General features: G+C 48.5%; 16 protein-coding genes. 4 read left to right on the top strand and 12 right to left on the bottom strand.

What is annotated here, in order from left to right; genetic code table 11:
• Window positions 1–9: 9 nt before the first annotated feature.
• On the bottom strand, window positions 10–1,251 hold the full coding sequence (gene allC, locus VP472_RS15740; RefSeq protein WP_146275445.1) for an allantoate deiminase: 1,242 nt from the start codon (window positions 1,249–1,251) through the stop codon (window positions 10–12).
• A gap of 219 nt (window positions 1,252–1,470) precedes the next feature.
• On the opposite strand from allC, the gene VP472_RS15745 reads away from it, so the two are divergent.
• A complete protein-coding gene (locus VP472_RS15745) occupies window positions 1,471–2,340 on the top strand; it encodes an endonuclease I family protein (protein ID WP_070082321.1) in 870 nt (289 codons plus the stop codon).
• 48 nt (window positions 2,341–2,388) lie between these two features.
• On the opposite strand, the gene VP472_RS15750 is transcribed toward VP472_RS15745, so the two are convergent.
• Window positions 2,389–3,495 (bottom strand): ABC transporter ATP-binding protein, encoded by a 1,107-nt coding sequence (locus VP472_RS15750; protein WP_146275447.1) that lies wholly within the window; start codon window positions 3,493–3,495, stop codon window positions 2,389–2,391.
• Between the two features lie 155 nt (window positions 3,496–3,650).
• Here VP472_RS15750 and VP472_RS15755 point away from each other — a divergent pair, with 155 nt between their 5' ends.
• On the top strand, window positions 3,651–4,379 hold the full coding sequence (locus VP472_RS15755; protein ID WP_146275449.1) for a transcriptional regulator FrlR: 729 nt from the start codon (window positions 3,651–3,653) through the stop codon (window positions 4,377–4,379).
• 24 nt (window positions 4,380–4,403) lie between these two features.
• Here the strand turns inward: VP472_RS15755 and VP472_RS15760 are convergent, their stop codons facing one another.
• The 5 genes from VP472_RS15760 to VP472_RS15780 form a co-directional block, all read right to left on the bottom strand.
• Window positions 4,404–5,258, bottom strand: coding sequence for a PfkB family carbohydrate kinase (locus VP472_RS15760; protein WP_003151896.1), 855 nt, complete (start codon window positions 5,256–5,258; stop codon window positions 4,404–4,406).
• Window positions 5,259–5,271: 13 nt separating this feature from the next.
• Complete coding sequence (locus VP472_RS15765; RefSeq protein WP_003151895.1) at window positions 5,272–6,156, bottom strand: carbohydrate ABC transporter permease; 885 nt, start codon at window positions 6,154–6,156, stop codon at window positions 5,272–5,274.
• A 3-nt stretch (window positions 6,157–6,159) separates the two neighbouring features.
• Complete coding sequence (locus tag VP472_RS15770) at window positions 6,160–7,050, bottom strand: carbohydrate ABC transporter permease (protein ID WP_012118373.1); 891 nt, start codon at window positions 7,048–7,050, stop codon at window positions 6,160–6,162.
• A 24-nt stretch (window positions 7,051–7,074) separates the two neighbouring features.
• A complete protein-coding gene (locus VP472_RS15775) occupies window positions 7,075–8,340 on the bottom strand; it encodes an ABC transporter substrate-binding protein (RefSeq protein ID WP_146275451.1) in 1,266 nt (421 codons plus the stop codon).
• Window positions 8,341–8,412: 72 nt separating this feature from the next.
• A complete protein-coding gene (locus tag VP472_RS15780) occupies window positions 8,413–9,399 on the bottom strand; it encodes an SIS domain-containing protein (protein WP_003151892.1) in 987 nt (328 codons plus the stop codon).
• A gap of 196 nt (window positions 9,400–9,595) precedes the next feature.
• Between VP472_RS15780 and VP472_RS15785 the strand changes: the two genes are divergently transcribed.
• Window positions 9,596–10,522: a MerR family transcriptional regulator gene (locus VP472_RS15785; protein ID WP_070082324.1), complete on the top strand. Its 927-nt coding sequence runs from the start codon at window positions 9,596–9,598 to the stop codon at window positions 10,520–10,522.
• Between the two features lie 33 nt (window positions 10,523–10,555).
• On the opposite strand, the gene VP472_RS15790 is transcribed toward VP472_RS15785, so the two are convergent.
• From VP472_RS15790 to VP472_RS15800, 3 genes are read right to left on the bottom strand one after another with little or no spacing between them, the layout of a single operon-like run.
• On the bottom strand, window positions 10,556–11,146 hold the full coding sequence (locus VP472_RS15790; protein WP_007410098.1) for a sporulation delaying protein family toxin: 591 nt from the start codon (window positions 11,144–11,146) through the stop codon (window positions 10,556–10,558).
• Window positions 11,139–12,083 (bottom strand): sporulation-delaying protein SdpB family protein, encoded by a 945-nt coding sequence (locus VP472_RS15795; RefSeq protein WP_146275453.1) that lies wholly within the window; start codon window positions 12,081–12,083, stop codon window positions 11,139–11,141. The genes VP472_RS15790 and VP472_RS15795 overlap by 8 nt, the downstream gene beginning before the upstream one ends.
• A complete protein-coding gene (locus VP472_RS15800; RefSeq protein WP_025285231.1) occupies window positions 12,080–12,610 on the bottom strand; it encodes an SdpA family antimicrobial peptide system protein in 531 nt (176 codons plus the stop codon). The genes VP472_RS15795 and VP472_RS15800 overlap by 4 nt, the downstream gene beginning before the upstream one ends.
• Before the next feature lie 123 nt (window positions 12,611–12,733).
• Here VP472_RS15800 and VP472_RS15805 point away from each other — a divergent pair, with 123 nt between their 5' ends.
• Entirely contained in the window at window positions 12,734–13,006 is a 273-nt protein-coding gene (locus VP472_RS15805) for a DUF1648 domain-containing protein (RefSeq protein WP_007410095.1), read from the top strand.
• A gap of 38 nt (window positions 13,007–13,044) precedes the next feature.
• Here the strand turns inward: VP472_RS15805 and VP472_RS15810 are convergent, their stop codons facing one another.
• Window positions 13,045–13,419 carry a nucleotide excision repair endonuclease gene (locus VP472_RS15810; RefSeq protein ID WP_007410094.1) on the bottom strand — a complete coding sequence of 125 codons (375 nt, stop codon included), beginning with the start codon at window positions 13,417–13,419 and terminating at the stop codon, window positions 13,045–13,047.
• Window positions 13,420–13,485: 66 nt separating this feature from the next.
• Window positions 13,486–14,601 (bottom strand): NAD(P)/FAD-dependent oxidoreductase, encoded by a 1,116-nt coding sequence (locus tag VP472_RS15815; RefSeq protein ID WP_146275455.1) that lies wholly within the window; start codon window positions 14,599–14,601, stop codon window positions 13,486–13,488.
• Between the last annotated feature and the right edge of the window lie 28 nt (window positions 14,602–14,629).

Raw genomic sequence — 14,629 nt, forward strand, 5'->3', positions numbered from 1 at the left:
CCCTTTACGTTAATAGGCAAGTTTATGTAATACATTCGCCAGCGTAAGGACGCCGGTTTCAAGCTGATGTGCGGGTGTGAATTCAAGCGGCGAGTGGCTGATCCCGCCACGGCTCGGCACAAACAGCATGCAGGCCGGAAAGGTTCTGCCGAGCATCTGGGCGTCATGTCCCGCTCCGCTTACGATCTTCTCCGGGTCCGCCCCCTGCTCTTTTGCAGCCTCTGCTGCGGTTCGTGTCAGTGTCTGATCCATTTGAACCGGCTCTATCCTCATATATTCATCAATAACAGGTCTGACTCCTTTGCTGCGGCTGATGTTTTCAATAATCGACACCAGTTTCTGACGGAAGGCTGCCAGCACGTCTTCCTGCTGGTGGCGAATATCAACGGAAAACTGGATACGGCCCGGAATGACATTCGCCATATTCGGCTCAACCGTCATTTTCCCGCACGTCAGGCGGAGCTCTTCCGGCTGTCTTTCCGCTGAGAGCATGAGTTCGTGGATGATGCTGCTTCCCGCCGCGAGCGGATCTTTCCGCCATTTCATTGAAGTGGTCCCCGCATGGTTGCATTCACCGTCAAGCGTAACGGTATAGCGTCTCTGTCCGGCAATCCCGGTGACAATCCCGATATCCTTTCCCGATCGTTCAAGCGTTTGCCCCTGTTCTATATGAATTTCCAGAAAGGCACTAATATCAGTGCGTAGCGGCGCCGGATAACGGCCTGCACCGAAGCCGTTCTGCCGCATGGCTTCTTTCAGAGAAATGCCGGACGCGTCTTTCGGCGTTTCCGCATCTGAAAGCGAGAAAGCACCGGTGATATTGCCTGAGCCCCAATAGGTGATGGGAAAACGGCTCCCTTCCTCTTCACAGAGTGACACAGCCTCCAGCGTTTTTTTCGGACGCCCGCACGTCTCATGCAAATGCCGGATCGCCAGCATGCCCGCCAGCACGCCGAACGCACCGTCATATTTGCCGCCGTCAATAACGGTGTCAATATGCGACCCGGTCAGAATCACCTGATCAGGCGATTCTGTGCCGTTCAGACGGCCGAATACGTTACCGACATCGTCAAATGCCGTTTCCAGCCCGAACGCCTCCATTTTCTTTTTGACGGCAAGCTGGGCGTCCATCCATTCTTTCGTATATAAAAGCCTCGTCACTCCGCCGGAAGCGGAAGCGCCGAATTGAGACAGCCATTGTATGTCGTCGGAAATCCCGATATTCGCCGCCGAAAGCTGCTGATGTTCCATACACGCCCTCCTTTTAAACTGAAAAACTGACAAGATGATCTTCATTATAGAAGGAGCGCATTATGAGTTCATTATCATATCCTCTAAAAAATCAATGATTTTCCGGATACTTTGACCAAGAAACCGCCCCTCTGTCCCATAAGCCGAAGGAACCATTTTTCAAAAAAGATAGAATATTAGATTTATTTTTTGGATAATAGAGGTAAAGGAGGGCAAGTCATGACAAAAAAACTTTGGTTTCTGCCGATTGTCTGCCTGTTTTTCATTTTTGGATGGGCTGCGCCGTCAGCCTCTGCGGGCGCGCCGGCTGACACAAATCTGTACAGCCGGCTCGCGGTTTCAACTTCCGGCGGCACAACTCTTTTTCCGCAAACTGCCTCAGCTGTCATCACTCCGTCTGCGGATACGGACACATATTACAAAGAAGCTTCCGGAAAAAGCGGAACAGCCTTAAAGAGCGCCCTGCACCGCATCATCAGCGGACATACTAAGCTGTCTTACAGCCAAGTATGGAATGCATTGAAGGAAACTGACGAAGATCCGGCAAATCCGAACAATGTCATCTTGCTCTACACCCAGGAATCACGGGCCAAAAGTAAAAACGGCGGCAGCGTCGGGGACTGGAACCGTGAACACGTGTGGGCAAAGTCACACGGAAACTTCGGAACAGCTGCCGGCCCCGGGACGGACATTCATCATCTGCGCCCTGCAGACGTCCAGGTGAACAGCGCCAGAGGAAACATGGATTTTGATAACGGAGGCTCAGAATACCCGAAAGCGCCGGGCAATTATTATGACGGTGATTCCTGGGAGCCGCGCGATGAGGTCAAAGGAGACGTCGCCCGCATGCTGTTTTACATGGCGGTGCGTTATGAAGGCGGCGACGGGTATCCCGACCTTGAGCTGAATGATAAAACCGGAAACGGCTCAGCTCCTTACATGGGAAAACTGTCCGTTTTGCTCAAATGGAATAAACAAGACCCCGTCGACAGTAAGGAAAAACGGCGGAACGAAATCATTTACGAAGACTATCAGCATAACCGCAATCCGTTTATCGACCACCCGGAATGGGCGGACGAAATCTGGTAATCGTATCATAAGAAGTGATAAGGGAGCCCCATCATCAGGCTCCCTTTTTCAATATACGGCGTTTTCAGTGTCGGCATCAAAAAAGACGGCCCGGTTCATATTGACCGCAAGCAGAATGGCATCGCCGGGTTTCACCTCTGAAGCGCCGTCAAGACGGATCGTCATGCGGTCATCTCCGCTCACCGCATGAACGTACATCTCCGCGCCTAAGTTCTCACATACTTCCGCCACAGCGCGGCACACCGCTTCGGGCGGGTTCTCTGATTGTCCGGCAAGCGTCAAATGCTCCGGACGCAGCCCCGCAGTCATCTCCTTACCGCTGTATCCTTTCTGGACAAGAACGGCCGCTTTTTCTTTCGGAATGGGCAGACGAACGGACGAACCGGCAAAATACCATTGCCCGTGACTTTCTTCTATGACGCCTTTTATAAAATTCATACTCGGAGAACCGATAAAACCCGCCACAAACATATTCGCCGGATAATGATAAATCTCATGGGGGCTTGCGGCCTGCTGAATATCTCCTTCATTCATCACGACAATCCGGTCGCCCATTGTCATCGCTTCCGTCTGATCATGCGTCACATAAACGATGGTCGCTTTCAAACGCTGATGGAGCTTGCTGATTTCGGCGCGCATCGTCACACGCAATTTCGCGTCTAAGTTGGAAAGCGGCTCGTCCATCAGAAACACTTTCGGCTCCCGCACGATCGACCGGCCGAGCGCAACCCGCTGCCGCTGCCCGCCTGAAAGAGCCTTCGGTTTCCGCTTGAGCAGATGCCCGATTTCCAAAATATCAGCGGCCGTCCGGACTCGCTCTGCGATTTCTTTTTTCGGCAGCTTTCTGAGCTTCAAACCGAACGCCATATTGTCAAACACCGTCATGTGGGGATACAGCGCATAATTCTGAAAAACCATTGCGATATCACGATCCTTCGGGGGCAGATCGTTCACCGCGTCTCCATCGATATAAAGCTTCCCTTCAGAAATGCTCTCCAGTCCGGCAATCATTCTGAGTGTCGTAGATTTGCCGCAGCCGGAGGGACCGACAAGCACCAGCAGCTCCTCATCCTTTACATCTAAGTGAAAATTCTTCACTGCCGCCGATTGGGCGCCGTATGTTTTTTTGATATGGTCAAATGTTAATGATGCCATTCGAAACCTCCTCCAATACTGGAAACCGCCACATCTTTCTGTTATGTTAAAAATGTTCGGGGTTTCTGACAGATTCATAAATGAAAAGCAAATTTGTATTATAACGTCATAATACATATAATAGTACTACTACTTGACAAAGGAGGTCCGTCCCATTGTTAAATAACGGGAGCTCGAAACCTTTATATATTCAGCTGAAACAAATTATCGCGGACGATATCAAGAAGGGCGTTTATTCGGCGTCCGTAAAACTGCCGACTGAAAATGAGCTGTGCGAAACGTACAACGTCAGCCGCATAACGGTCAGGAAGGCCATCCTTGATCTTGTGGAAGAAGGCTGGCTCGTCCGGCAGCAGGGAAAGGGAACGTTCGTTAAAAGCCCTAAACTGAAGCGGGAGCTCATCGCGGTCAACGGCTACTCTGAATTTATGGAATCAACGGGAAAAAAACCGAAACACCAGATCCTTTCCCATGAAATCATTGAAGCGCCTAAATCCATCGCTCAAAAACTTCGCGTCGCTTCCGAAAGTCCCGTTCTTGAATTAAAACGCATTTTATTTCACGACGACCAGCCGCTCTCATTCGAAATCGCCCACTATCCGCTCAGTTTATTTCCCGACATCGGCAAGCATATTAAAGGCGGCGTGTCGATGCATGACATTTTGAAACAGCACTATCAGGTGGTGCCCACCCATAATACGAAGCTGTTAAATGTGGTATACGCCAAGCAGGAAGAAAGCCGCTATCTGGCTTGTGATATCGGGGATGCGCTTTTTGAAATTGACAAAACCGCTTTTATGTCAAAAGACCAGCCGATATACAGCTCGCTGTTTTTAATGCATACCGACCGCGTTACGTTTACCATTAACAGCCCCTATGCGTAACAAGTATAAAAAACGAGACAATGCTTATCGTATTCTCGTTTTTTCACTGCTTTTCCCGCCGTCCGGCCTGTAGGGATGCCCGTAACCGAACGCTCCGAACCCTCCGCATGTTTTGGCAGCCGTCCCGGCGGCCGCAGTAAGCGCTCGCCGAATATCCTGATGCTCGAAGAAATCGGTAAGAAACCCGGCAATAAAAGAATCACCCGCGCCCAATGTATCTATTATATCAGCTCTTACCACCGGCTGATGATAGACGCGTTCCCCATCCGATAACACCGCGCCATGTTCTCCCCTTGTCAGACAGACGATTTTCGCTCCGAAACCGCGGGCTTTTTCGGCAACCCGCACACATTCACTTTCACTCAAATCACTCCCGGAAAAAAATGCATACGTTACGTACGGACAGACCGCTTCTAAATAGGCTTCGTCACGTTTTACAGAGAAGTCAAAGGAAATCGGCACATGGCCGCTCAGCATCGGAAGGTCACGTTCTATCCTGCTGTATACGCTCGTATGCAGCAGATCATGTCCGGAGATAAATGAGATGTCATTCTCCTGAAAAGCGAGCGTCAGACGCGATTGCACGCCGCCTTTATTTGATCCGGCAAATATCCTGTCCCCTTTTTCATCAAGCGTGACGACCGCCATCCCATTTTCTCCGTATGCCCGGCGGATCAGATCGGCATTCACCTTTTCCAGTTTCAGCACATTCAATACGTGATCCGCCGCTTCATCACTGCCGAGAATCCCGATATAAGAAGTTTCGTGGCCTAAGCGCCGGGCAAGCACGGCTACATTTAACGCATTTCCGCCCGGGTAAAACGTCTCCTGATCCTGATAATAATCTACTACATTATCTCCGGCCGCTATCAGTTTCATCTTTTCATCCCCCTTATCCTTTCACGCTTCCCGCTGCAATACCGCGGATAAAATATCTCTGCATCAATAAAAACAGCGCGATGATCGGAGCAGCAGAAATCGTCAGCCCGGCCAGCAGCACGCCCCAATCCGTCTGCAGCGCATCTCTGAACTGCATCAGCCCGGCCGGAATCGTCCGTAAATTTTCATCATCGATAAAAATAATCGCAAACATAAACTCATTCCATGTATGGTAAGCCGTCAAAATGCCTGATGTCACCAGAATCGGCACGCTCATAGGTAAGAATATTCTGAAAAATATTCCGAAACTTGTACATCCATCCAGATAGGCCGCTTCCTCAAGCTCTTTGGAAATCGACAAAAAATAGGAACGGATCAGAATCACGGTAAACGGAATACGGTAGGCTGCGTACGGAAGAATCAATGCCCAATACGTATTGTACAGTCCCAATGACTGGATAATGGAGTACAGCGGCACAAGACTGACCTGCGGCGTCAGCATCAAGCCGCCAAGACAAATGATCAGCACAAACCCTTTTCCTTTAAATTGAAAACGGGCCAGCCCGTATGCCGCCCAGGCGCTCACAAATACGGTGATGAGACAAGTCAGCACGGTCACAATGACGCTGTTCATAAAATAAGCGGAAATCCCTTGGTTCCATGCGGATACGAAGTTTTCGGGATGCCAGACAGAGGGCAGCGACCAGCTGTGCTCAAAAATCTCATCCGAGCTTTTAAAGGCGCTGACCGCCATCCATAACAGCGGATAAGCAACGGCAATGAGGTAGATAAAGAGAAACAGCCACACAGACGTTTCTCCGACATACCATTTTCTCGGTTTTCCGCCTGTTCTGACGGCCTGACGGGCATGACGCAAGTCCGTCTTTTCAGGAAGCATCGGCTACTCCTCCTTTCCGGTCTTAAAGAATTTCATCTGAATAAGCGACAGAGCAAGCGTCAGCAAAAGCACCACCGTGGCGATCGCAGAAGCGTAGCCCATCATATCCTTTGTAAAAGCGCTCTTATACAAAAATGTGCTCAGCACTTCTGAAGCATTGCCCGGCCCTCCGCCGGTCAGAATATACGGTTCATTAAATACGGTAAATGCGCCGGTCAGCGTCATCACCACGGCAACAAACGACATTTCTTTCGTCTGCGGCACCGTAATGTGAAAAAACTGCTGGATTTTTCCGGCTCCGTCCAGCTGCGCCGATTCATATAATTCAGCGGGAATGCTCTGAATCGAGACAATGTACAGCATGGCGATGTAACCGACAGACTGCCATTGAGACACAAAAATGACAGACAGCATAGCGGTGTTTTCATCGCCCAGCCACGCCCGGGTCAGTTCATCAAGTCCGACGGCTTCCAGCAGCTGATTCAAAAGCCCGATTTCCGGGTTATAAATAAAATCAAACAACAGCGCAATGACGGTCATGGAAATGACGACCGGAAGAAAAAATACCGTACGGAAAAACGGCGACCATTTTCTTACCAATCTGTCTTCCAGCACGGCCGCCAGAATTAAACCGCCGCCAACCTGGCAAATCAGCGATATGACCGCATACAGCACATTGTTGCGGAGTGCTGTAAAAAACACGGGATCGTGAAACAGGTCAATATAATTTTTCAAACCGATAAACGTCTTTTCGGGTTGAAATGAGCTCCATTCAAACAGACTGAAAAACACATTTTCAATAATCGGAATGTAAACGAACAGCAGAAAAATCAGCGCGGGCGCGAGAAACAGATACGGAATGAAACGTTTTCGGCTGACCAAGGAAATCCTCATCTCCTTTCTCCAAAGAAATCTGTTCTATTCAGATGACGCTTTGACCTGACGCGCCGCTTTCTGCACGGAATTCATCACCTCGCGCGGTGTCATTGTGCCGCCGAGCATCTGCTGAACGCCTGCCGCATACACATCGGCGATTTCAACGTCAACATCCATATCAAACCACGGCACCATTGTTTCGGCGCGGACGATATCCTGCACGGCTTCGCGCTGGATCGGGGTGGAATTGTTTTCTGTCGCCGTTCCCTGAACCGCGCTGTATTTACCAACGTCTTTTATCAGCTTCTCTCCCATTTTTTTCGAGGTTAAAAACTGAAGAAATTCCATAGCTTCTTTCGGGTGCTTCGTTTTTGAGGAAATCATAAATCCTTCCGGAGATCCGGTCAGTGCACGGGGAGATCCCTTTTCGCCGCTGATTTTCGGGAAAGGAAACAAGCCCAGATTGACCGGTTCGACGAGCTTAATTTCTGCCGTTTCCGCATAAATCATCGCCGCTTTGCCGCTCGTAAACTGCTGGCGCACGTATTCGTGATCAACGGAGTTCACGTGCTTTGTAAAGTACGGCAGAAGTTCCTGAAGCTTTTCAAGCGCTTTGACATAGCCTTCGTCCGTAAACTCCCCGGTTTCCGGGCTGTAATCCTTAGCCCGCGTTTTCTCATCCACCATACGCTGGTTCAGCGTCCCGATATAATGAGAAATGGTCCAAGGCGCTTTTGTGCCGAAACTGATCGGAATATATCCGTTCTCTTTCAATTTCTCACAGACTGTGATCAGTTCATCCCATGTCGCCGGGGGCTTCAAATGTAATGTATTAAAAATGTCCTTATTATAAAAGAATGATTTAGCGTCCATTTGCCACGGAACACCGTACTGTTTTCCGTTATGCGTAAAGGGTTTGATTTGTGACTGCACAAGCTGTGAGGACCAATCTTTATCCTGCTGATAGTAAGACGACAGATCGAGGGCTTTATCTCCTTTGATGAATTTATAAGCAAACCGGTCGCTCCATGAAAAGAAAATATCAGGGGGGCTCGTTGTTCCGAGCATGACTTTCACCTTGTCTTTATAAGAATCGTTCAAGACCGCTTCCGTTTGGATATGAATATCCGGATGAGCGGCTTCAAATTCTTTGACCGCTTCTTCAAAATAGCTTTTTTCCGGCTCCTTCGGCCACCTGTGAAAAAACTTCAGGGTCACTTTTCCGTCAGAGGAACTGCTTTGGCTTGAACAGGCGGCGGCTGACAGACATACAGCTAACAGAACGAACAGGCAGATGAGCTTTTTCAGATGCTTTTCCTCCTTTGCACCGGACTATAACGTTATATATCATTATAGTCCGGTGAAATATAATGCGCGTTCTTAATATTCGACTTTCCACATGTAACGCCGCTGGCTTAACGGATGGTTCCTTGCTTCCGCCAGCGCATCCGCATAGCTTCTGAGCACCCGGTTTAATACGAGAGGAGCCAGGTAGCCTTTTACAGAATCGTCAATTCCGGAAAAATCATATGCTGCCGCATCAAGCACAGTCAGTTTTTTGCCGTATCTTTTTGAGAAGGAAAGCGCCCGCTCTTCAAGGGGTCTTGTTTCGTCTAAGCCGAGCAGGATAATAAATGGAACGGATTCATCAATGATTTCGAACGGTCCGTGAAAATATTCTCCGGCATGAATGGCGTGGGAATGAATCCATTGCATTTCCATGAGAATGCAGATGCTGTAGGAGTAAGCGACGCCGTAGTTCGCACCGCTTGCCATCGTGTAAATGATATCTTCTTTTTCGTGGGCTTTCGCGAATGCCTTTGCGTGATCCGCTTCTTGTTTAAGCGCTTTGTCATATACGGTCTGGAGCTTATTGAGTCCGTCGATCGCCTGCTCAAACGCGGGATGGTTTTCCAGCACGTGTAAAGCGCCGAACACGATTTGATACAGAACCCCGTAATTCGTATTTATCGCCTGTGCGTTCTCACCCCAGTCATACACCGCGACATATTCGGCTTCTTTCGCTAACGGCGAATCAGGCTCAAAGGTCATCGCAATCGTAAGCGCGCCTTTTTTTCTGGCGAAACCGGCGGCTTTCACCGTTTCCGGCGTATTGCCTGACTGAGAACATAAAATCACGAGAGAGTTCTCTCCGAGCTGAATGGGATTGCGCTGAATAAATTCATTTGAACTGTAGAGATCAGAGCTGATGGCTTTCGCCTCTCTGTCAAACACGTACTTGCTCGGATACATAATGGCTGAAGAACCCCCGCAAGCGACGAAAAAGACGTGGTCAATCGTTTTTCCTTTCAGATCATCCAAGAAAGCCTGAACCTTGTGATTCACTTGTGCGGCAGTTTGACTCAAATCCTTCACTCCTCAGTGTTTTATTATATAACGTTATATAACATTATATAACGTTATATTAATCGCAACAAAGGTGCGTTGTCAATCATATTTTCTGAAATTTCTAAAATATAAAATAAAACCGTCTTATTTCCCGCCCTCTCTTGACCTGACCCTTAGAGACACGTTTAGAATGAAAAGCAGGGAGTGATTCAGAATGAATATAAAAGAAGCCGCCAGGCAGACGGGTCTCACGAAAAAAGCCATCAAATATTATGAGCAGGAAGGTTTAATCACCGTCAGCAAAAACCCTGATAACGGATACCGTGAGTATTCCGCTCAGAACGTGAATACGCTGAAAATGATTGCCGCCCTCCGCATGCTGGCACTGTCTGTAAGCGATATTAAAGCGTTCCTCTTAGAGGGCAGCAGTCTGCATGATATACTGCGCCAGCAGCATCAAAAGCTCAGCCGGCAGATTGAAGAGCTTGAGCAGGAACGGAAACTGACTGAAATGCTGATTAAGCGCGTGGAAGATGCGGAAAATGTCGATTCAATTCTGCATGATATCGGCGATGTCAAAATAGATGAACCGAAGTATATGGGACTTCAGCTGAAAAAACTGTTCCCGGGAGATTTCGGAGAATTTATCGCCGCGCTGTTTGAACCGTTCCTCGACTTTTCTATTGATACAGATGAGAAAAAAACGATATGGGCAAAGCTTATTAAAGTATTGGATGATATGGAAGAAGTTCCGGCTGCACACCCGATGATGCAGCTGGTCGGCAGGGAGGATCCGGCTCAGCTCCAGCAGCACAAAGTCCAGCATGACCAATTTATCGAGCGGATTTTGGAGAGAGACCCCGCCACTTGGGACACTCATAAAAACATCATCATTCAGCTTGTGAAAAGAGTGCAGACAGATGAAGAATACAGAGAAAGCCTGATCAAGGTCGGAGAATCCGCTTCTGATCTGCCCGCGCTGAAGGAAGGATCGCCTTTCAGCAATCTACTTCAAAAGCTTAGCCCGAAATATGACACGTATGTGCGACTTCAGCTTGAACTGAAAAAAGAAGCCGACGAGGAACTCGGCTTTGATTCAGAAGCATATTTAAAACAGATGCTTCAATCAAAAAAACGCTAAGGTTCGTCTCCTTAGCGTTTTCTTTCTTCAGCCTCAGTGCTGCGCGTTAATGCGGTCAACGACATTAGCGATAAGCTGCTCTTTTCCTAAATCGGAATCTTCGTCAACGCTTGCTACTGTCAAAATGATAGCCGCTACCGCAAGAGCGATCGTCTCAATGGCGGCCGCCGCGTTTAAGAATACCCATACAGCCGTTGCGCATTGGCCGATGGCCGTTGATTTTCCTTTGTCCATGCTCTTTTTGTCAAACTCTTCTTTCAGCACTTTCGCCATAATCTGCGAACCTTGATCAATGACGCTGTTCACTTTCTCATAATCGCCGCTGTAGACCGCCGCTTTTAACTCTTTAAAATAATCCGGCGATGACTTTTTAATATCAGCAATCACCTGATCGGAAACTTGCTTTAATTCATCCTGATCAATCTTTTTAACAGCCTTGGTATCCCATACTTCAGGAAGGAGCTTTGCGACCTCACCTTGTCCGAAAAAGATGCCGGAAAAAATGTCTTCACCCGAATAAGAGACGGACGGCTCAGTTTTTGCCGCGGCATGCGGGCCGACTAATGCGACCATTAAAACAAACACCAGCATCATGGCAGCTGCGGACTTCTTGCTTTTAACCATATAATTTCCTCCTTTTCCTTTTATTGAAAAAATTGTATCTGATAAAAAGGGGATTGTAATGGTTCAAAGCTACTGTTTTCTCTGCCGGCACCAAAAACAGGACCAAAATACCAGCCACCGTAATGGAAAACGAGGTCAGCCCCAGCATAACGGCAAAGATTTCGTGCATAAAAATGGATATAAACAATATCGGACGCCAATATGTTTTCGGAGCGAACAAAGCGCAGAACATAATGGTTTGCACAATGAGCGTGCCCCAAGTCGGGATGATGACAAGCTTGGACTGCAGGATAAAGTCAAACAGACTGTGAAGCGCATCCGGCAGACCCAGCATCGGATCATTCAAATAGTAATAAACGGCGGTCCCGTTCTGCCACTCTTCTTCCATCAGTTTGGCAATGACAGAGTTAAAGTACAGCATCGCGACCTGTATTCTGATGATTGTCAGTGTGGCCCAGCATAAGGAGCGGTAATAAGGCTCAAGCGGCCTTTTCTCAAAAGACGCCTCGTACGGAGACCAGTGCCATTTCCGCGGATCGGTTGATGTCAGCGGGAGCAGCAGCAGCGTAAAAACGGCAGCCACTTGATCTCCCCCGTCAAGGGTAACGGCGGAGTTTTGGAAGCTGTACGAAATCCACCAGTGAAAAAAACCGGTGAGGCGGGGCCGCCAGCCAATGACGACAAGGATTAACATACAGATACAGACGGCTTTGACGATCTCAATGTAACGGAAATCGGGAAACAGCAGAAACAGGCTGAACGTGTCGGAAAAGCTGAGCATTTGATTTTGCGTTTTGAAGAAGACAGACGCCGGATTGAACAGCAATGTCAGCAGCGTGCCGAGCGCGATTAAGCTTCTGGCAAGCCCGTACACATTTGTCCAAGGCGGATTCTTCATCATCCATAAGGTGAGCTGCTTTTTTGCATCCTGAATCAATTGACATCCACTCCGATGTATTTTTTGATGGTTCTTTTCGTTTCGGTATGCTGGCTCCATGCCCATGGGGTAATGCGTTCATATGTAATGATCATTTTCCCTTTCAGCCTTGGGGAGGGAGACTCATTTTTCATTTTCAAAAATGTGGTATCCTTAATGTCTTGGCCAGTCGTGAAGTCGTTCCACTTCTCTTTGGAAGGCAGCTTTTCCAGCATAAGGCCGAGCTCTATCCCTTGCGTCCGGCCGTAACGGTTTAAGCCGATCACATTTTTCAGAGAATTATTCGGCCATCTGAGCTCCTCATCGGCATCAAGAAGATAGATGTTCAAGCTGTCTTCTCTCGGATCTTTACTGAAAAATCCCCAGCTTTGCGGATAAATCATGGAAACGGTTTTGGATTGGTGCTTGGTTAATTGGATGGCGGAGCTTGGCAGTGCCGCGATGATGGTAAAAAACAAAACGATGATCCAGGCGGCCATGATAAAAAGAAAGAATGAAAACATGCTGGTTTGCTTCTTGTCAGTCAATTGAAACCCTCCTAGCGTATGGAAATTTCATTGACATGATTATACACCATTCAACAGGTAAAATATTGATAAATTAGATTTTTCGGACTAATATACTATTATATGTAAAAAGGGAGTGTTCATATGTTTTTGATGAATGATAAGGTGCTGTGGGGAGCTGTGGTTCTCGCCTTTATTCTGTCGATTGTGTTTTATCCGTTTCTTCCTGCTGATATGGCCATTCACTATGACGTGTCGAACCGTCCGAATACATCAATCAATAAAACGGCCGGCGTCCTGATTTTTCCTGTGCTCATGATGATCTGCATGTTATTCAGAAAAAAGGTCGTCCAGCTGTTCCTCGTCGTTTACTGTCTGCTGATCGTGCATATTGCAGTGATGTGGCTGGCACTGTAAACATAAAGAAAACCGGAGCCCTTAAGCTCCGGTTTTCCTTATTTATAAAATACTTTCTCAATGTTGTATTTCGACTGAAGGGTATTGATCGCGTACGTTTCGTAAATCTCCCTTTCCATCGGATCATTGACGACACATACTTCAATTTTATACACTTCGTCCCTGTGATGTTTAACAGGCGACACATTGTCTTCAAAATGCTTTTTGATTCTTTGTCTTAATTTACGGGCTTTTCCAACAAACAGCAGCTCATCATGAATGTTATAAAACATAAAGATGCCGCCTTTGTCTCTCGGAATTTGGTGAAAATCAATGAAACCGTAAATCGCTTTAATCGCCGGTTCATTTTCCGACGGTGACTGCTGCCGTTCCGTAATGGTTACATCAGGAGCAGGAAGGTTTATTTTTATCAAAATGGGTCACGTCCTCTTATTCATTAAAGCTCCATCCTATCATAAGAATGCGCCAAAAGCTATTTTTTATTCAAGCGCCCCGGCCGGATCATAAAGGCTCAAATCAATTTCCGTCTGCTGGCCGAGTGCGAGTTTTGCCAGTTCCGCCCCCAGATACGGCCCGCTCGTCAGCCCTGAGGCGCCCAGCCCGTTGGCAACGAGGAGTCCGCTGATATTCGGCACTTTGCCGATGACGGGAAGAAAACCGGGAGTAAACGGCCTGAAACCGACTCTTGTCTCTATCACAGTACTGTCTGAAAGGCCCGGCGCCACGGTTAATGCTTTGTCAAAAATCTCACGGAGGCCGCCGGCCGTCACCCGCAAATCCATGCCGGTATCGTTTTCATGAGTCGCGCCCGCTACAATCCGACCGTTTGCAAACGCGAGAATGTATTGATCGTTTGGGGGCATGACGACGGGCCAGCCGCCCGTATCCTCTCCCTGAAGCTCTAAATGAACGATCTGTGCCTTTTGGTATGATACTGAAAAACGGATGCCGAGCGGTTCAAGCAGCTCTCTCGCCCAAGCGCCGGCCGTTACGAGAACCTGGCCGGCAGTAAGCGTGCGTTCTGCGGTTTTCACACCGATAACGGCACCGTCCTCTGTCAATATTGACGCTTCTTCATTGTAAACAGCCGCGCCGTGCTTAACGGCCGCGTTTAACAGCGCCTTACGAAGCGCCCTCCCGTTCACCCGGGCCGCGCCGCTGACATGAACCGCCCCGTATTCCTCCGACAGCGCGGGGAACAGCGCCTTCGTTTCTTCCGGAGTCAGTCTTGTAATGTCACCGATTTCAGGAGCGTCCTCTCTTCTTTTATAAGCTCTTTCCTCCATTTGGCTGAGCTTTTTTTCATCCGTATGGAGACTGACGGCACCGACCTTTTGATAACCGGTGTCCGTTTCTCCGTCAGCTACAAGCTGCTGTATCAATTGGTTATAATAGCGGGCTCCGCCTTTTGCGATCGCATACCATGCCTGATTGCGGCGCTGCGACAGCCATGGGCAGACGATCCCTGCCGCGGCGTCAGTCGCCTGCCCCGGGTGTTTCCTGTCAAAGACCGTTACATCCGCACCGGCCTTTGCGAGATGATAAGCCGCGGACGCACCGAGAATGCCGGCTCCGATAATTATATAAGACTTCATGTGTAACACCTTTTCTATCTGTTTTGTC

The organism is Bacillus sp. MT(2024), assembly GCF_036362845.1.
GTDB lineage: Bacteria > Bacillota > Bacilli > Bacillales > Bacillaceae > Bacillus > Bacillus velezensis.